Here is an 18,679-nt window from a genome sequence, read left to right on the forward strand (position 1 = left end):
GGCGGAGGGGGACGCCCCTACCTCATCGTCCCCCCTTCCACCCACACCCTCCCCCCCACCCTCACCGTCGCATCGGTGAAGAAGTTCCAGCGCACGTAGCCGCCGGTGACCTTGCCGCCGAGTTCGGAGTTGTCGCCTAACGACAAGCGCACCACGCCGGCGCCGTATCCGTAGTAGGGGATCCAACGCTCGCCCTTGTCCGGGATGGCGAGCAGCGGGTTGAAGCCGAGCGCGAACTCGCGGAAGGAGCGTCCGGCGGGGCCGGCGGTGGCGAGCTCCTTGTCGATGCCCTCCTTCCCCGTGCGGGCGGTGAAGGTCGTGAGCTTCCCCTTGGCGAAGGTCATGACCAGCCCCTTCACGGCGACGCCTCCCCAGGTGCCGTCGGGGAAGGCGATCGTCCCATTGACGCTTTCCTCGATTGGGGCAACGCGGATGGCGCCGGCCGGGAGTTCGACTTCGCGATCGATGAGGACCTTGCCGCCCCGCGCGTGCGCGGCGGAGGCGTTGCCGTCCTGCCTGGTCACGACGCGGTCGCCAATGCGAAAGGTCAGGTCGGTCCCGCCCGGCGTGGTGACGCGCACCGGGGCAGCGCGCATTGCCGACTCGAAGTCGCGCTGTGCCTTGGCGAGGGCGGCGTAGTCGGTCTGCTCGAGGACGCGCTGGTAGAGTGCGGCGAACGCCGGCGCGGTGGTCAGCAGCTCGCCGGTGGGCGCGTACGCGCCAGCCCAGTGGAAGTGCACCGTGCGCACGCCGCGCGCCGGCTTGGCGTTAGGCGCATCTCGCAGGATGCGCTGCAGTGCGTCGTACGCGGCATCGGTCGGCGCGGCGCCGGGGAGCATGATGCCGAGGTCGACGGAGGCGAGGTACGAGACCAGCTGATCGGCGCTCTTCCCAGCGGCGCCGCGGGTGAAGTCGGTGCTCCAGGTGGCCGGCGCCGTGCCGCGCACCGCGATGACGCCGAGGTCCGTCGCCCCCGCCGCCCGGATCGCGGCGCGCAGCGGGGCGACCACCCCGTCGGCCTGCCCAGGCTCGGCGACCATGAGGACGCGCTCGCCCGTGCCCAGTTGCATCTGCCGAACGATTGCGGCTACCGTCGCGGGCCAGCTCGGCGGCGGTGATGGTGCAGCTGGCGGCTTGGAAGACTGGGCAGCGGCCAGCATCGGGGCGAGGGCCATGACGGCGAAGGTCAGGGAGTGGCGCATGGCGAGTTTGTGTGATTCGGGCGTGGGGGGTTGGGTTCGGCACGTCGCGCGGCGCCGGTGGTTAGGCGTGGTGCAGGCAAGACTGCACAAGCTCGACACGGAGGTACACGGAGGCACCACGGAGGTTGAAGGCGCGTCGCGGCACTCCTGCGTTTCCCTCCGTTTCTCATCCGTGTCTCCTCCGTGTCGTGCTTTGGTTGTCGCGGTCACCGGCGCCCAAGGCGGCCGATCGCGGGTGTATCGAGGGCAAATGGATCCCAGCTTTCGCTGGGAAGGTGGGCGTGGGGGCTGGGTTCGGCGCGTCGCGGCACTCCTTCGTTTGATTGCGTGTCTCCTTCGCGCGCTTCCGTGTCTGCTTCGTGCGCCTTCGTGTCTTCTCCGTGCGCTTCCGTGTCTCCTTCGTGCGCTTCCGTGTTTCCTCCGTCGTCCTCCGTGTTTCCTCCGTGGTCCTCCGTGTCGTGCTTTGGTTGTCGCGGTCACTGGCGCGCCAGGCAGCCGATCGCGGGTGTGCCGAGGACGAATGGATCCCAGCTTTCGCTGGGAAGGTGGGCGTGGGGGGCTGGGTGCGGCACGTCGCGGCACTCCTTCGTTTGATTGCGTGTCTCCTTCGTTTGATTGCGTGTCTCCTTCGCGCGCTTCCGTGTCTGCTTCGTGCGCCTCCGTGTTTCCTCCGTGGTCCTCCGTGTTTCCTCCGTGGTCCTCCGTGGTCCTCCGTGTTTCCTCCGTGGTCCTCCGTGTCGTGCTTTGGTTGTCGCGGTCACTGGCGCCCGAGGCGGCCGATCGCGGGTGTGCCGAGGACAAATGGATCCCAGCTTTCGCTGGGAAGGTGGGCGTGGGGGCTGGGTTCGACGCGTCGCGGCACTCCTTCGTTTGCTTTCGTGTCTCCTTCGTTTGCTTCCGTGTCACCTCCGTGCGCCTTCGTGTCTCCTCCGTGCGCCTCCTTGTCGCCTCCGTGCGCTTCCGTGTCTCCTTCGCGCGCTTCCGTGTCTCCTTCGTGCGCCTCCGTGTTTCCTCCGTGGTCCTCCGTGTTTCCTCCGTGGTCCTCCGTGTCGTGCTTTGGTTGTCGCGGTCACCGGCGCGCCAGACAGCCGATCGCGGGTGTGCCGAGGACAAATGGATCCCAGCTTTCGCTGGGAAGGTGGGCGTGGGGGCTGGGTTCGGCGCGTCGCGCGGCGCCTGTGGTTAGGCGTAGTGCGGGCAAGAGAGCAGAAGCTGGACACGGAGGTTCACGGAGGGTTCACGGAGGTACACGGAGAAGAGCGTTCACCACGGAGGCACGGAGGACACGGGATCGGCTTGCCGGATGAGTGCGTGCGGTGCCTGGCTTTCCTGCGGGCCTTTTGGTCGAACTGGTACCGCTTCCCATCGTCGTCGCGGCATCCCTCCGTGCTCCTCCGTGCCTCCGTGATGAACAGCTTCACACCGTGAACCCCCGTGCGACCTCCGTGAAGCTCCATTTCATCCCCCCCTCGCCACTCACCCCCCACGCTCGCCACGGACACCCTTCCCCCACGCCCCCCTCCCCCGAGATTGTCCCCCACCCCCCACCCGCGCCACCCCCTCTCGTCTTCTCGTCCCCAACCTTCGCTGGGGCAGGCCTCTCGTCCTCTCGTCATCTCGTCCTCTCGTCTTCTCCCATACGCGCCATGGATTCCCTCGCGCTCGCCCACCTCATCCGCACGCGTCAACTCTCGGCCGCAGAGGCCGTCGACGCGGCGATCGCGCGCATCGAGCAGCTCAATCCGCAGCTCAATGCCGTCGTGTATCCGATGTTCGATCAGGCGCGACAGTTGGCATCACGCCCGCTGGCCGATCCGGCGGCGCCGTTTGCCGGGGTGCCGTTTCTCATCAAGGATCTCCTCACCGCATACGAGGGTGAACCGATCGCCAGCGGATCGAAGCTCTACCACGGATACCGCGCCCCGCACGACTCGGAGCTGATGCGCCGCTATCGCCAGGCGGGGGTGATCGTGCTGGGGAAGACGGCGACGCCGGAGTTCGGGCTCACGCCGTACACCGAACCCACGGCGCATGGCGTCACGCGGAATCCGTGGGACGTGACGCGCACCTCTGGCGGCTCGAGCGGTGGATCGGCGGCGGCGGTGGCGAGCGGGATGGTGGCGATGGCGGGAGGCGGCGACGGCGGCGGGTCGATTCGCATTCCGTCATCGTGCTGCGGGATCTTCGGCTTCAAGCCCACGCGGGGGCGAGTCCCGACCGGCCCCGACGACGGCGAGCTGTGGGGAGGCGCCGTGAGCGAGGGGGTGCTCACCCGGACGGTGCGTGACTCGGCGGCGATGCTCGATGCCATCGACGGCGAGGATGTGGGAGCGCCATACGCCGCGCCACCCAAGGCGCGCGCCTTCCTCGACGAAGTGACGACCGAGCCTCCCCCGTTGCGCATCGCCTTCACCGATGCGCCAATGCTGGGGCACGGCACGCACCCCGACTGCTCGGCCGCGATGCGCGACGCGGCAGCATTGCTCCAGTCGTTAGGCCACCACGTGGAAGAAGCGGCGCCCGCGGTGGATCGCGACCGCTTCAACGAGGCCTTCGTCACCATTGTCTGCGGCGAGGTCGTCGCCGACCTGCACGATGCGACGGCGCGCCTCGCGCGCACCGCCACGCGCACCGACGTGGAGTTGGCCACCTGGGGATTGGCAATGCTTGGACACGCGGTGAGCGCCGGCGAGTACGCCATCGCGCAGCGCTATCTCCAGCGTGCGGCGCGCGGCCTGGGATCGTTCTTCGAGCGCTACGACCTCCTCCTCACGCCAACCCTGGGCATGCCTCCCGTCCCGCACGGCGCGCTGCAGCCGAAAACTGGCGAGGCACTGATGCTGCGTGTCTTTGGGGCGCTGCATGCCGGCGGCTTGATGAAACGCCTCGGCGCGGTGTCGCAGGCTGCGGCAACCGTGTTCGACTTCATCCCCTATCCCCCGTTGTTCAACGTCACCGGGCAGCCGGCGATGTCGGTGCCGCTCTGGTGGAACGGCGAAGGGTTGCCGATCGGCGTGCAGCTGGCGGGGCGCTTTGGCGACGACGCGACGCTCTTCCGCGTGGCCGGGCAGTTGGAGCGCGCGCGCCCCTGGGCCACGAAGTGGCCGTCCGTGAGCATGCCGTGGTAGCGCGCCGTGGCAGCACGGTGTGAGGGCGCGCCATCGCCTCCTGAGCGACGCGCGATGCCGCGGCGGCGCCCCCGTCGGCTTGACTCGGCCTGATGCATGTATTAGCTACATGTACACTCAGCAGGAGTACATGCATGACACCCACACCGCGCAGGGTTCGCGAGCCCGTGCAGGCCTATCTCGAGACCGATGACGCCGAGCTGCTCGCCTCGCTCGCCGAACGCTTGTCGGTGTCCAAGGCCGAGGTGATTCGACAGGGGATCCGACGGATGGCGCAGGAGCTTGAACTGGCGCAGCGCCCGGGGGCCGGGCTCTCCGGGCTGCTGGGTTCGCTCGATGTCGCACGCGACGTCCCCCCCGACCTGGCGGCGCGCCACGACGAGTACCTGTACGCCGAGCCGTCAGCACCAACGCAGCTGCGCCGTGTGAGCGGCCCGTCGAAACCCGCCAGCTCGTCCGCAACGTCCACAAGGAAGGGAAATGCCCGCGGTCCGCGTAGCCGTTGACACGGGGGCGTTGCTGGCGCTGGCCAGCACGCGTGACCAGTACCATGCGCGCGCGCGGCGGACGCTGCTGCGACTGCAGCAGCAACGCGCGCATTTCGTGAGCCATGCGCTGGTGCTGGGCGAGGTACACGGTCACCTGTTACGGCGACTTCCGCACGCCGAGGCGCGGCGCGTGGTACTCGGCTTGTTGCGCGATCCCGCTTTCGAGTGGCGCGAAGTGGGGCGCGACCTGCTGAGCCGGGCGATGGCGGGGTGGATGGAGCGCTTCGGCGATCAGCGCTTCTCCCTCACCGATAGCGTCTCGTTCGAGGTGATGCGCGAGGAGGGAATCGCTTCGGCGTTCGCTTACGACCAGGACTTCATCACCGCCGGCTTCACGCTCGAGCCGTAGCTCGCCGTCGCACGAACGGAGAGAGGGCCGCACCCCCCGGAATTTCGGGCGCGGCCCTCTCAGCGTTCCACTCCGTGTGGTGCGGATGTGTGAGCGGGGTTCCTTTCGAGGCATCGAATGCCGGGTGCCTCACCTCACGACGGCACCGCGTTCAGATCGTGCCGGGGGGACCGGACGAATCATGACGTGGTGCGCCGCCGGCCCAGAGATGAGGCGAGTCCCGGCGTTCGACGCTTTTGCTGCGTGCGGCCAACGTCCAGACGTGTCCTCGGCCACTGTGGTGATTGCGCTCGCCGCCCGGCGGCGAACGCGAGCGGCGCCGTCCCCCGGCGCGCGCGTCCTCTTGCACACACCATGTCTTCGTCATGCGGCCCTCTTATGGTTGAGCCCGCGGCTACCTGACGGCGCGCCACGAACGCTCCCACGCTACACGCGAGGTGCCGATTCCTCTGTGACGTGATGCCACACGTGAATGTGAGAAGACGAGAAGACGAGAAGACGAGAGGACGAGGTCGCTGGCGGGTGCCGGCTTGGTCGCAGGGTGTTTGTCGTCTCGTCCCCAGCCTTCGCTGGGGCAGGCTTCTCGTCTTCTTTCTTCTCGTCTTCTCGTCTTCTCGTCTTCTCGTCCTCTCCCGCTACGGATTCAACCAGTACGCCAGCTTCACCAGCAGCGTATTGTCGGGATGCGCACGGAAGAGGTCGCGATAGTCGCGGGCGAAGTCGAAGCCGCGCCCCAGCACCTGATCGCGCAAGCGACCCTGCTGCCAGACCACGAAGAGCGTCGAGCCGGGACGGTACTCCCACCGCACGACGGCGTTGGAGTTGAACTGCTTGTACGAGAAGCCATCGGGGTTGCTGCTGCCGCCGTACGGCTTGTAGCGGTCGCGATATCGCGCCGCGCGCGGGTCGCGGAGTTCGCGCCAGTTGTCGAAGTCGCCCGTGCTGACGAAGGGTTGCGTGTACAGCTGCAACGACAGCGTCGGCGACGCGGTGAAGTTCACGCGCCCGGTCATCGAGAGCGTGGACTGGTCCAGGTGGGCGAAGGTGAAGTGCGTGGTGTCGCTGAACGCCGAGCCGTAGTTCGCGATCCACTGCTGGTCGTCGTTGCGGTGCGTGTACTGCGCCTCGACCCCCATCGAGAATCGGGAGGCGATGCGCAGGTCACCGCCCAGGGTGGTCGCATAACCGTACGAGCGGCGGTCGTCGCCCACCCCAGTCGCCAGGAGGAGCTTGGGAACGAAGGGGAGCCGCGGGTCGCCGGTGATTGACCAGTTGACGTCATACTTGGCCGACTGGCGCACCGCCGGACCGCCGCGCGCGCAGGCGACGCAATGCGCGTTGCCGTAGTCGTTCACCGAGACGCTGAGGGTGGAGATCCACGAGTTCGGGAGCTCCCACAACGCGGTGACGGCGATGCGATCGCCGCTGGGGAGCCCGCCGGTGGTCCAGTGATGCTCGGTGGCGACGTTGAGGGTGCGGCGGCGGTAGAAGGGTCCCGGGCGCAGCGCCTGCCACGTCATGTCGTTGCGAATGGAGGCGTCGTTCACCGTGGGGACGAAGCCCAGGTCATTGAGCTCGAGCCCGGCCGAGGCGCGTCGCAAGTAGGTGTTCCAGCGCACGGCGCCGCCGATCTTTGAGAGTGACGCGGCCATGACATGCCCGCCTAACGAGGTACGCGTGCTGTCGAAGTGCTCCTCATGGTCGGGACGCTGGTAGAAGTGCACGCTGTTGAGCTGCGTGCGCGCGATGGCCTGGCGCGACCCTTCCACCGAGTTGAGTCCCGTATAGGCCATCAGCTCCCACTGGTCCTTTCCGAAGCGGTGGAACCCCTGCAGCAGCGACGTATAGGCCGCGCGCCGGAGATAGGGATCGGTGTCGGCGTCGAGGTTGCGATTCACGGCGCCGAACATGGCCCCCAGCTGCGACCGCCCAGCGCGCATGTCCTTCACGAGACGCCCGACGAAATAGTTGGTCTGCGGCTCGATGGTGCTCCCGCTCACCCCCTCCTCGCGACTGGTGATCGCGTCGAGGATCCCCACCTGCCATCCGTTGCTCAAGCGCCCGGTGAACTTCGACGCGCCGAGGATACTGGTCCCCGACGCGTCGAGCGCGGAGGCGCGCAGCTGCGGGGTGCGCCCAATGCGGCGCGTGTAGAAGACCCCCTCGCACGGACCGCCGCACTTGAAGAGTCCAACGCCTTCCTGGAAGAAGGGGCGCCGTTCCTCGAAGCGGACCTCGAAGGCGCTGAGGTTGAGGACCGCGGGATCGACCTCCACCTGGCCGAAGTCGGGGTTGACCGTGGCGTCGAGCGTGGCATTGGCGGTAATGCCGTACTTGAGGTCGACGCCCCCCGTCACCTTTTGCGGGTGGCTCCATCCGCCGGTGGCCGGCTCGGTGACGTTCTTGGTGAGGAGGTAGGGGAGGACCTCGAGGCGCGAGCTGCGCTGGATGCCGCCCAGCCCCTCGAGCGTGCCGAGCTGCGAGGCAAGCGTGCTGCGCGAAGTCCGGTACGCCGGCCAGGCGACGCGCTCGTTGCGCCTGGCGATGTCGCGCCACACGCCAAAGCCGAAGGCGCGCGCGCCGGGATTGAAGCGGAGTTGCGAGAAGGGGACCTTGAACTCGGCCACCCACCCTAACGAGTCGACGGCGGCCGCACCGTCCCACACGCCGTCCCACGACATGTCCTCGACAACGTCGCTGTAGATCGAGGCGTCGCGCTTGACCCCGGCGGGGTTGAGCATGAGCTCGATGGCAGTGCGCCGGTCGAGATAGCCGTCGACGATGATCTTGAGCTGGTCGGAGTTGGTGCGCACGTCGCGCCGCGACAGGAGCGAGACGATGGAGTCGGGGTGCGGGTCGAAGGCGCGGACCACGACGTACAGGTTGCGGTCGTCGTAGATGGCACGCACCTCGGTGCGGAACGAAGCCTCGCCGTCTTCCTGCGGGGAGAACTGCTTGAAGTCGTCAATGGGCGGGGCGTCGATCCAGGCGGGATCGTCGTCGCGCCCGTCGATAACCGGCGCCGAGCGGGCGCGGACCGCGCGCGCGGTGTTGAGCGCGTTGTTGGGCGGCGCGCTCGGCACCTTGTTGTAGGCGCCAGTGCCACCGGCAGCGCGAACGGCCCCCGAAGGCGTCGCACGCGACACATCGAGTGCGCCGTCCTGTCCACCTGCCACCGACGGGAGAGCGACGACGACCATCAGACAGGCCAGGGCCGACAGCAAGGGGCGCGGCAGCGCGCGCATGCGCGGACCGGGGAGGGCGAGTGATCCGGCGCAGCGCGCGCGAACGTGCGACATGCAGTGGCGACGACCGAGGGGGGAGACAACGAAGGCGCCACCATTCGGCGGCGCCTCCTTCTACGCCCGAGCCGGGCACTTTGTTAACGAGTGGGGTGAGTCGTGCAGCGCCACTCGCCGCGCGCGAACGTCACCCTAACCGCCCTCGGCGTCGCGCTGCGCCTGCCGGGCGCTGGCGCGCACTTCCTCGAGGACGAGGAGCAGGTCGTCGAGACGCGCGGTGTCGACGTCGACGAGCGTTTCATCCGTGGCGGCAGCAACCGAGGGATCCAGCTCGACCAGTACCTTGAGCCCCGCCTCGGTGATGCGGCAAAAGACCTGACGCCGGTCGCTCGATGCCCCGCGCTCGCGTCGCACCAGGCCCGAGGCCTCGAGTTTGTCGATGAGGCGCGTGATTCCGGCCGCCTCCTCGATCATCCGCTCGCGAATGGTCAGTGTCGGGAGCCCTTCGTCGCCCGCGCCGCGCAGGATGCGCAGCACGTTGTACTGCGCCAGCGACAGGTCGTGCGCTTCCACCACCTTGGCGACTGGGCGCTTGACCACGGCGGCGGTACGCAGGAGGGCCAGGAACACCTCCTGCCGCTTGCTCTGGAAGGGACGCCGCTGTTGCAGCTCTTCCTGAATGGAGGTTCGGCGCTGCGTCATTGAGGGTCCGGATGAAGTGCCCATGAGCCCATGCTAGCCCCGTGGCGCCGGACGCACGAGGGAGGAGTCCCCCCAGTTGCGTCGGGCGCTTGCTGTAGCCGTTTAGCCTACACGCGTGAAGCATCCACATCGCACGCACATGGCAGCGTCCATCGATCGCCGGCACGCCCCCCACCCCGAATTGCAGCTGCACGAGGTCCGGATCGGCCCTCGTGCCGGGCGCGGGCCCCGCGTCAGCTCCACGACGCGGCGTCGAGCGCCAGCACCGTGGCCAGGAGGACGTTTGCCCCGTTGGTGATGTCGCTGGCCTTCGAGAACTCCTTGGGCGAGTGCGAAATGCCCCCCACGCTGGGAATGAAGATCATACCTGCCGGGCACAGTTTGGCCATGTGCTGCGCGTCGTGGCCGGCGCCGCTCGGCAGGTACTTCGTGGTGAGCTTGAGGGCGTGCGCGGCACCTTCCACCGCCTGCTGCACGCGCGGGTCGCACAGCGCCGGGAGCGCCTGGTGCAGGTCGGTGTAGGCAAAGGTGGTTCCCGTCGCCTCGCCAATGGCCGTTGCTTCCCTCCGGATTTGCTCGGCGAGGCGATCGACCTTGGCGCGATCGAGGTCGCGCACCTCGAGCGAACAGACCACCTTGCCCGGAATCACGTTAGGCGCTCCGGGAAAGGCCTGGATGCGCCCCACCGTCCCCACCTGGCGCCCGGGAACGCTGCGCACCACACGGTTCACCATCTCGGTGAAGCGCGCCGCCGCCAGCAGCGCGTCGTGCCGGTCCGCCATTGCCGTCGTCCCGGCGTGGTTCTGGAAGCCGGTGATCGTCACTTCCCACTGCCCGATCCCGACGATCCCCTCCACGACCCCGATATCCAGCTTCTCGCGGTCGAGGTTTCCTCCCTGCTCGATGTGAAGCTCCACGTACGCGGCCACGTCGCCCGGTTGCCGCGTCACGCTCGCCAGCTTCGACACGTCGCCCCCAAGAAAGGCAATCCCGTCGCCGATGGTCTTCCCGCTGCTCGCCTTGAGCGGGAGGTCGCTCGCGTGCAGCTGACCGATGAGGGCGCGACTCCCGAACGTCCCCCCTTCCTCGTTCTGGAAGACGACGACCTCCAGCGGGTGGCGCGTCGTGATCCCCTGCTCCGAGAGCGTCTGCGCGACTTCGATGGCGCCGAGCGACCCCACGGTGCCGTCGAAGTTCCCCCCCTCGAGCACAGAGTCGACGTGCGAACCAAAGACGATCGGTTTGCGCGACGCATCGCTCCCCGCTCGCCGCCCCCAGATGTTGCCGGCGGCATCGACACTCACGGTAAGCCTGGCGTCGCGCATGAGCCCCATCACGTACGCGCGCCCCTGCTTGTCGGCCTCCGAATAGGCAACGCGCGACACGCCGCCAAACGGGTTCTTCCCGAACTCCGAGAGCGCCGCGAGATGCGCGTTGAGCCGCTCGCCGTTGACGAGCGGGGCGAGCGCGTCAGCGCGCGTGCTGGATCGGCGTGGAAAGCCGACGCGCCCGGCGTACTCGCCGACGCCGTCCAGACGACCTACGCCGTCCAGGCGACCAAAGGCGAGCGCGCCGAGCGCTGAGAGAGAAGTTCGGGTGAAGTCGCGACGCCGCATGGTGGGGGAGTCCGTTCGGGACCGTTGGGGTGAGTCCCACAATGTGCGGCGCCGCGGCTCGATCTACCACTCTACATAACCGACGATCTTGTCCTTGATCATGATCGCGCGATCCGGGACGACGGTCCCCGCGGCCAGATGGCAGCCATCGACGTAGGCGCGCGTCCCGATGGTGACGCCATTGCCGACCTTGGAGCGGAAGAGGACGGCCCAGTCCTTCACGGTGACGTCGTCGCCGACCTTGGTGATCTCGTGCGGCTCGGCGGCATCGTCGGGACCGCCGTGCAGCACCACGTGGTAGCCGAAGTCGATGCGCTGGCCCACCTCGAGATCCGTGTGCTCGAGGGCGTGGAAGGTGACGCGATCCTGCAGGCGCGTGAGGACGCCGAGGCGAAAGTGCTCACCCTCGTCGGCGCGAATGGCGATGTTGCGCCCCACCTTTGCCTGCAGCGCCTCATACGGGTCGTCGAGCGAGACGGCGCCGATGATGCGGACGCGGTCGATATCCGGGTGCGCTTCGGGCTTGCCACCGAAGGTGGGGAGGTCGGCGTCGTGGTTGAAGTCGGAGTGGCCGGGGTCGCGCCCCACCCCCTTTACCTGCGTCGGCGAGGCGTGAAAGAGATCCGTGTAGCCAGCTGCGAATGCGGTGTTCACGTGCAGCACCCCTTCCATGAAGGCGCGGTCGCCCTCGGTCACCGCGGTGACCTTCCCCAGTTCGGGCTTGTCGGCCTCCGCCTGCGTCTTGATGAACTTCCCCGGGAGGACCTTGGTCCCGGCGTGGATCACGATTCCCGGGGCGATGCGCGCCAGGTGCCCGATGAAGGCGTCGGGCTCGATCATGGCGCCGTCGATGAAGGCGTTGAAGCCGATAAAGGCGGGCTTCCCCTTGGACGCGCCGACGGTCGCCGGCCCAACGATCGTGGCGCCGTGGGCAACGATGACGCGATCGCCGAGCATCACGAGCTTGCCGGAGACGGCGACGTTGTCCTGCAGGTTGGTCTCATCGCCGATGGCGATGGGGCCCTGCGAGCCGTCGAGCGAGACAAACGGGGCAATGTAGGAGCGGCACCCGATCATCACGCGCTCCGGCGACTCGACGCGTGCCGTGGGATCGACGAACGACGCGAAGCCCGGCCCCGCCGTCTCGGGGACGACCGGGCGCCCAGTGGTCACCGACGAGAGCGAGTTGCACGACGACGACGCGGCGCCAGCCGTAGCGTGCGCCGTAGTATGCGCCGACGCGTTGGCCGCGGCGTGCCCTTCCCCCGCCTTTGCGGCTGACGGCTTGGCGGCGGTCGACGACACCGGTGCCACCGCACCGTGCGATTCCTTGACCTTGGGCGGCGCCTTCTCCTCGTGATGCTGCGCGGACACGAGGCGCGGCGCGACGAAAATGGAGACGAGCACCGCCGCGGCAACGACGCGATGCGAGCGTGAACGCGGTGACGGGAGCAAACGCAGGAGTGAGCGCATTGGGGGACCGGTGTGTGCCGGCGGTGAGCACCGCCGGTGGGGTACGAGAGCAACCTTCGAGGCCTCTGCCCCGAGAGGTATCGGCAGTTTGCCCATGCCGACTGTACCGCCCCTCCCCTCTTCGTCGCCCGGCGTCGTTTCGTCCCGGTGGGCGGGGTCGTCCGTGGATTAGGCAGCTGCAATACCGCCCATTGGCAGCGCCTCATGTTTGGCGATCGCGGTGAACAACCGGTATGGCGCGGTCGAGACTAAGAGTCACCTCACAATTGCTGGCCGGCGCGCCGGTCGAACCCGCCCACACCGGCATCGGAGCGCGTTGATGCACCCCTCCTTCGCCCAGCCAATTCACGCCCTCCTCGGCGACGTACCGCTGCCTGACGCAGTGCGTGCCGTGCTGGAAGCGGCGAGCGCCACGTTGCACGACGCGGAACGCGAGCGCGCCGCCTCCGAGCGCGCGCTCGAGGAACTCTCGCACGAGCTGGAGCATCGCCTCGAGCAATCGCGCGCCACGGAGGAACGCTATCGCCTCCTCTTTGACCTGGGTCCCCTCCCTGCTTTCGTGCTGCGCCGCAGCGACCGCGTGGTGATGGACTGGAATGCAGCGGCGGAACAGACGTTCGAGTGGTCGAAGGCGCAGGTCGTGGGCGCGCCCATCGACGCCCTGGGGATCTGCCAGATGGGGTGCGCGATCGCGATGCGGCTGATGGGCGGGACGCGCTTCGATGCGCAGTTCATGGCCGAGACCACGCTGCTGACCGCACGCCGCGAGGAGGTCGTGGCCGAGGTGCAGGCGTTGGAGATCTCGCTGGGTGGCGTCGACGCGGTGCTGATGATGATGCGCGACGTGACGGCGCAGCGACGGGCGGAGCGCGCGGCGCGCGAGAACGCGGCGCGCTTCCAGGCCTTCTTCGATCACGCCGGGATCGCCGTGCAGCTACTCACGATCGACGGGCGCATCGAGCGGGCCAACCCGGCCTGCCGCAGCATACTCGGCTTTGCGCCTGACGAGATGGTCGGGACGTCGCTGCAGCGATTCCTGCATCCCGACGACGTGCTGGACGTTCCCGAGCTGTTCGCCGAGTTGGTGAGCACCGCGCGGGAGTCGGTCACGCTGGAGCGGAGGCTGTGCCGGCGCGATGGAAGCGTGGTGTGGGGGCTGCTGACCGTGGCGAGTGCCTCCACCGGTGATGCGCCGCGCCTGATGCTCATGCTGCAGGACGTGACCGAACGCAAGCGCATGGAGGAGGAGCTCACGCGCCAGGCGTTCGAGGACGAGCTCACCGGGCTGGCCAACCGCGCGTTGTTCCGCGACCGCCTGCGCCATGCCCTCGAGCGGCGCGCGCGGCACCACGCCGACGTCGCGGTCCTCCTCCTCGACCTGGACGGATTCAAGCGCGTGAACGACTCGCTTGGCCACGCCGCGGGCGACGCCCTGCTGCGCGTCGTTGGTCAGCGCATCGCCAACACGGTGCGGGCCGGCGAGACCGTGGCGCGCCTGGGCGGCGACGAGTTCGCCATCGTGATCGAGTCGGTGCGGGATGACGAGGATCCCCAGTCGCTCGCCGAGCGCCTGCTGCGGATCATCAGTGCCCCGATCACGGTGCACGGTCGCGAGGTGGCGGTGAACGTGAGCATCGGGATCGCCGTCGCCGAGCCCGGCGACGACGGTGACGCCGTCCTGCGCTCCGCCGATATCGCCATGTACTCGGCCAAGACGTCGGGCAAGCACTGTGCGCGCGTCTTCGACCCGTCCATGCACGAGCGGGCCGTCGTCTGGCTGGAGGTCGAGCAGGACCTGCGACGTGCGATCGTGAACCAGGAGTTCGAGCTGTACTTCCAACCGCTGGTGCGCCTGGGGAGCGGTCGTGTGCGCGGCTTCGAGGCGCTGCTGCGCTGGCGCCATCCCCGGCGCGGCCTCGTGTTGCCCGGAGAGTTCCTCACCGTGGCCGAAGAGACGGGCTTGATGATCACCATCGGCCGCTGGGTCCTGCATGACGCCTGCAAACAGGCGGCGAGCTGGCCCGACCTGGGCGACGGACTCCCCTCGGTGTCGGTGAACCTCGCGCCACGCCAACTGGAGAGCGAGATGCTGGTGGGCGATGTCCAGGGCGCGCTGACGCGCTCGGGGCTCGACGCCGCACGGCTGATCCTGGAGATCACCGAGGGGGAGATCATGCGCCACCCCGACACGGCGCTGGCGCGGCTCCGCGAGTTGAAGGCGTTAGGCGTGCGCGTGGCGATCGACGATTTCGGAACGGGCTACTCGTCGCTCTCGCACCTGCAGTACTTCCCGGTGGACGAACTCAAGATCGACCGCTCGTTCGTGTCGCGCATGGAGGATGGTGAGCGCGAGGCGTCGTTCGTGCGGACGATGCTGTCGCTCGCCCACTCGATAGGCGTCGAGGTGGTGGCGGAGGGCATCGAGCGCAACACGCAGGAACAGACGCTCACGGAGCTGGGCTGCCACACGGGACAGGGGTACCTGTTCAGCCATCCCGTGGGCGGGGAGAACGTGGTGGCGTGGCTGGCGCAGCATGCGAGCGCGCTGGCGGAGGTGAGCCGCTCGTCGCGCCCTGGTTATTGATTGCCGGTGCGACCCTTCGGGTGACGCTTGGCCGACGCGGGCGTCGAGGACTTTGCCGGCTTCGCGTTGCTGCTGTCGGACCCCTCGCCCCGCGTGGCGCGAAGGAGCGACGCCGGATCGACCGAAATGCGGCCGTAGCGCGCGATCCAGTGAAGGTGCGGTCCCGTTACCCGCCCCGTGGCACCGACCAGGCCAATGATGGCCCCTTGCTCCACCGTATCGCCCTCGGCGACGCGATGCTCGCTCAGGTGGAGGTAGGCGGTCACCAGCCCGTCGCCGTGATCGAGATAGACGACGTTGCCGCCCAGGTAGAAGCGATCGACGATGCGCACCACGCCGCGATTGGCGGCGCGAATCGGGGCGCCCACGCCGCCGGCGTAGTCGGTCCCCATGTGGCGTGAGGTGACAGTGCCGTTGAATTCGCGCCCGCGACCGAATGACGACGTGATGCGGCTGTCGCGCGGTGGACGGAAGGGGGCATTCCAGAGCGGCGGCGTGTCGTGCGAGTTTCGCGAGACTGCGGCCGCGCGTGCGGCTTCGCGATCGAGGCGCGCCTGCAGCGCGGAGTCAGGCTTGGCCGAGAACTCCGGCGCCACGCGCAGCTTCTCCAGTGGATACGAGGCCGCGGTGAGCGGGAGGGCGACGGTAATGGTGTCGGGAACCGCGGCGGGCGTGTCGCGCGGGCAGGTGAGGCGAAGGGCGAGCGCGCGCGCATCGATGGGAACAGCGGCGAGCGCGCGCCACGCGCCATTGTCCGCCGGTCGAAAGTGCAACGGTTCGCCGGCCACGCTCCCCGTCGGCGAGGCCGCGCCCCGCCACTCCGCCAGCTGCACCGTCACGAGTGTGCCCGGGCGCGCGCGCAGCGGCGCGAACGACACGGCCGACGCGGTGACGCACGCTGGCGACTGGGCGCTGGCGGTGCTGGCGGCGCCGACCGCGGTGACGGCGCCGCCGGCTGCAATGACCGCGAGCAGCGGGGTGCACGCCACGCGTGAGAGGCGTGGGCGCGGGATGACGAACGCGACGAGAGCTATCAGGAAGGCCATCTGCGAGACGCAACGCGCCGGGAAGCGATACCGAAGAAAGTATCGGTAGACGCTCGCGGGTCCAACCGCGCAAAGGGTGCTGCGGCGGGCGCTGACAGGTTGCGCCGACGCAGCGCCGACTCTCGGGCTACGAGACCTGCCGAGCGATGACGAGGATCCGACGTGGCACCAGGTGAGGGGTGGTGGGCGGTGCGAGTCGAAATGCAGACTGCCCCACGCGAACAAGTCGCACCCGCGTCCCGGACCAGCGCGTTCCCATGTCGACCACGCGAGTTACCGTGTGGCGCGGCGTCGCGGCGAGGCGTAGCTCGAGTCGTTCGTTGGTACGGAAGGTGGTGGCGTGCCGCTCCGAGTTCCCCGCCTCGATGCGAGGAAGGAAGACGAGGGCGAGCGAGGCTGCGCTGGCCATGATGCCAACGCCCCAGCGTCCACCCAGGCGCTGGTGGCGTGCGCGGTCGCGCGACGGGGCGGTGAGGCGGCGCACGCGCTCCACCAGCGGAGAGCCGTCGGCGCGCGCGGCGAGTGTCGCGCCCGCCGCATGGTACCGAGCGCCCGCCGGCTGGGCGGCGACCCACTCGGCGACGCGGGAGAGGGCACGCGCCAGGGCGAGCGGCTGCCGCGTGAGCTGGACGGCCCAGGCGTCGGCGGCGAACTCGCCCTCCAATTGCATCTGACGGCGCGCCACGCGGTTGAGCGGCTGGAACCAGGCCAGGCGCTCGAGCAATGCCGCCAGTTGCAACCACCGCGTGTCGTGCCGTACGACGTGCGCGAGTTCGTGGGCGAGCACCCCTTCCTGTTCGGCGAGCGAGAGGTCACGCAGCGCGCGCGACGGAAGGACGATCTCGCGCGATGAGATGGCGGCGGGGGCCCGAAGGGCATCGCTGGTGCTGAGGGCGACCGGGCGCCGCACCCCCGCCAGCGCGGCGAGCTGTCGCAGCGCCCCCGCCGCCAGTGAGGTCGACGCCACGCGTCGCCCGTCGAGCATCGGCATCAGCCGGCGCTGGCCCAACGCCATGCGCGCTACGAGCACCAGCGCCACGATCCCCCACACCGCAACAACCACCGCCGCGCGCGAGATGCTGAAGACCATCACACGGAGGGCAGAGCCGTCCATTACACCGACGGCAGAGCCGTCCATTACACCGACGGCGGAGCCGTCCATTACACCGACGGCGGAGCCGTCCAGTCCACCGACAAAGGCGCTGAGCAGCGTGACGGCTTGGGCGCTGCGCTCGCCTGAGCCGCGCGACGCCGATGCTGCGGCCGCACTCGATGCCGAACTGCGCTGCACCACCTGCAGCGCCGCCACGGAGCCGCGCGCCGCATCCGTCAGGCGCAATACGCGCCCCCTCGCCAGCGCCGGCGCCGCCACCTGCGCGGCCGAGGTCAGCACGCCGGCCACCAACGCCACGCGCCACATGGTCTGGCGCGCCGCCGGCGACCAGCCCAGCCACCGGATCGACGTCACAACCCACGCCGAGAGGAGGAGCACCGTGCTGTGCAGCGCGTAGGTCAGGAGCCAGGCGCCGGCCACGACGGCGCCGCTCCCACCAACACCTGCGAAGAGAATCGGCCAGCTAGCGTCCATTAGCCGACACGCGCTCCTCGGCGGCGGCGATGAGGCGCTTCACCTCGGCCAGGTCTCCCGGCTGGATGTCGCGTTCGACGATGAGGTGCGAGATGAGCGCCGCCGGACGTCCGGCGAAGAGCATCGAAGTCAGCTCACCGACCATCGAACGGCGCACCTCGGGCTCGGTCACCTCGGCCTCGTAGTGGAACTGCCGCCCCACGATCTGGTGGCTCACCACGCCTCGCTTCTCGAGACGGGAGAGGAGCGTCGCCACGGTCGTCTGTGCCAGCGAACGTTCGGGTAGGAGTCCCTCCTGCACCTCGACGACGGTCGATGAACCACGCGCCCAGAGGATCCGCACGATGGCGAGCTGGAGGTCGGTGAGGGAGACGTGGGCTTCCATGGATCTTGAGAAGACGAGAGGACGAGAGGACGAGAAGACGAGAGGACGAGAGGCGTGTATGGGGTCTGACACTTGTGGTGGGGGGAGCGTTTACCCTGGGGGGCGAAGCAGAGAAGGGATCGATCTCCGGCTCGCCAGAAGTGGCCCCAACTGCTAGCCTTGCCCGCTGACGTTTCCTCGTCTTCTGGCCCCGGTTTTCGCTGCTCGCTTCGCTCGCATCTTCTCGTCCTCTCGTCCTCTCGTCCTCTCGTCCTCTGCCCCTCGAGCCCACCACCGGCCACCCATGGCGTTGGGTCCCTTCGCTCTACTTCGCGCAGGGGCTGCCGTACGTCGTGGTGATGACCGTATCGGTCGTCATGTACAAGCGGCTGGGGATCAGCAACGCCGACATCGCGCTCTACACCAGCTGGCTCTATCTCCCGTGGGTCATCAAGCCGCTGTGGAGCCCGGTGATCGAGCTGTACGGGAGCAAGCGGTGGTGGACGGTGACGACGCAGTTCGGCGTGTCGGCGGCGCTGGTGGCGGTTGCGCTCGCGTTGGGGTCGCCGGCGTTCTTCGCGTTGACGCTGGCGGTGCTGTGGGTAATGGCGCTCACGTCGGCCACGCACGACATCGCCTGCGACGGATTCTACCTGTTGGGGCTCCCGACGCAGGAAGCCACCGCGTTTGTGGGGGTGCGCAGCACGGCGTACCGGCTGGCGATGATCACGGGCCAGGGGGCATTCGTGGTGCTGGCGGGGTGGTTGGAGTCACTGACTCCCGATGCGCCGCGCCATGCGTGGGCCATCACCTTTGCCGCGCTCGCAGCGGTGATGA

Annotated in this window: 12 protein-coding genes; 4 read left to right on the forward strand and 8 right to left on the reverse strand. The window is 68.7% G+C overall.

Annotated features, from left to right (window positions below; genetic code table 11):
- Positions 1-17: 17 nt before the first annotated feature.
- Positions 18-1,202: an aminopeptidase gene (locus IT359_12690; protein ID MCC6929830.1), complete on the reverse strand. Its 1,185-nt coding sequence runs from the start codon at positions 1,200-1,202 to the stop codon at positions 18-20.
- A 1,646-nt stretch (positions 1,203-2,848) separates the two neighbouring features.
- Between IT359_12690 and IT359_12695 the strand changes: the two genes are divergently transcribed.
- The 3 genes from IT359_12695 to IT359_12705 all read left to right on the forward strand — a co-directional run bounded on the left by IT359_12695 (position 2,849) and on the right by IT359_12705 (position 5,227).
- On the forward strand, positions 2,849-4,330 hold the full coding sequence (locus IT359_12695; protein MCC6929831.1) for an amidase: 1,482 nt from the start codon (positions 2,849-2,851) through the stop codon (positions 4,328-4,330).
- A 134-nt stretch (positions 4,331-4,464) separates the two neighbouring features.
- Positions 4,465-4,836, forward strand: a complete 372-nt coding sequence (locus IT359_12700; protein MCC6929832.1) for a hypothetical protein — start codon at positions 4,465-4,467, stop codon at positions 4,834-4,836.
- Positions 4,811-5,227 carry a PIN domain-containing protein gene (locus tag IT359_12705; protein MCC6929833.1) on the forward strand — a complete coding sequence of 139 codons (417 nt, stop codon included), beginning with the start codon at positions 4,811-4,813 and terminating at the stop codon, positions 5,225-5,227. Before IT359_12700 ends, IT359_12705 begins: the two co-directional genes overlap by 26 nt.
- 635 nt (positions 5,228-5,862) lie before the next feature.
- On the opposite strand, the gene IT359_12710 is transcribed toward IT359_12705, so the two are convergent.
- The 4 genes from IT359_12710 to IT359_12725 all read right to left on the reverse strand — a co-directional run bounded on the left by IT359_12710 (position 5,863) and on the right by IT359_12725 (position 12,260).
- A complete protein-coding gene (locus IT359_12710; GenBank protein MCC6929834.1) occupies positions 5,863-8,526 on the reverse strand; it encodes a carbohydrate binding family 9 domain-containing protein in 2,664 nt (887 codons plus the stop codon).
- 135 nt (positions 8,527-8,661) lie between these two features.
- Positions 8,662-9,171: a winged helix DNA-binding protein gene (locus tag IT359_12715; GenBank protein MCC6929835.1), complete on the reverse strand. Its 510-nt coding sequence runs from the start codon at positions 9,169-9,171 to the stop codon at positions 8,662-8,664.
- A gap of 233 nt (positions 9,172-9,404) precedes the next feature.
- Positions 9,405-10,787, reverse strand: a complete 1,383-nt coding sequence (locus IT359_12720; GenBank protein MCC6929836.1) for a Zn-dependent hydrolase — start codon at positions 10,785-10,787, stop codon at positions 9,405-9,407.
- 63 nt (positions 10,788-10,850) lie between these two features.
- Entirely contained in the window at positions 10,851-12,260 is a 1,410-nt protein-coding gene (locus IT359_12725; GenBank protein MCC6929837.1) for a hypothetical protein, read from the reverse strand.
- Between the two features lie 319 nt (positions 12,261-12,579).
- Between IT359_12725 and IT359_12730 the strand changes: the two genes are divergently transcribed.
- On the forward strand, positions 12,580-14,844 hold the full coding sequence (locus IT359_12730) for an EAL domain-containing protein (protein ID MCC6929838.1): 2,265 nt from the start codon (positions 12,580-12,582) through the stop codon (positions 14,842-14,844).
- On the opposite strand, the gene IT359_12735 is transcribed toward IT359_12730, so the two are convergent.
- The 3 genes from IT359_12735 to IT359_12745 all read right to left on the reverse strand — a co-directional run bounded on the left by IT359_12735 (position 14,838) and on the right by IT359_12745 (position 17,863).
- Positions 14,838-15,890, reverse strand: a complete 1,053-nt coding sequence (locus tag IT359_12735) for a M23 family metallopeptidase (GenBank protein MCC6929839.1) — start codon at positions 15,888-15,890, stop codon at positions 14,838-14,840. The genes IT359_12730 and IT359_12735 overlap by 7 nt on opposite strands.
- Positions 15,891-16,017: 127 nt before the next feature.
- A complete protein-coding gene (locus IT359_12740) occupies positions 16,018-17,478 on the reverse strand; it encodes a M56 family metallopeptidase (GenBank protein ID MCC6929840.1) in 1,461 nt (486 codons plus the stop codon).
- The gene (locus IT359_12745; GenBank protein ID MCC6929841.1) at positions 17,468-17,863 is read right to left on the reverse strand and encodes a BlaI/MecI/CopY family transcriptional regulator; all 396 of its coding nucleotides are present in this window, start codon (positions 17,861-17,863) and stop codon (positions 17,468-17,470) included. Before IT359_12745 ends, IT359_12740 begins: the two co-directional genes overlap by 11 nt.
- Between the last annotated feature and the right edge of the window lie 816 nt (positions 17,864-18,679).

It is taken from the genome of Gemmatimonadaceae bacterium (assembly GCA_020852815.1).
GTDB lineage: Bacteria > Gemmatimonadota > Gemmatimonadetes > Gemmatimonadales > Gemmatimonadaceae > SCN-70-22.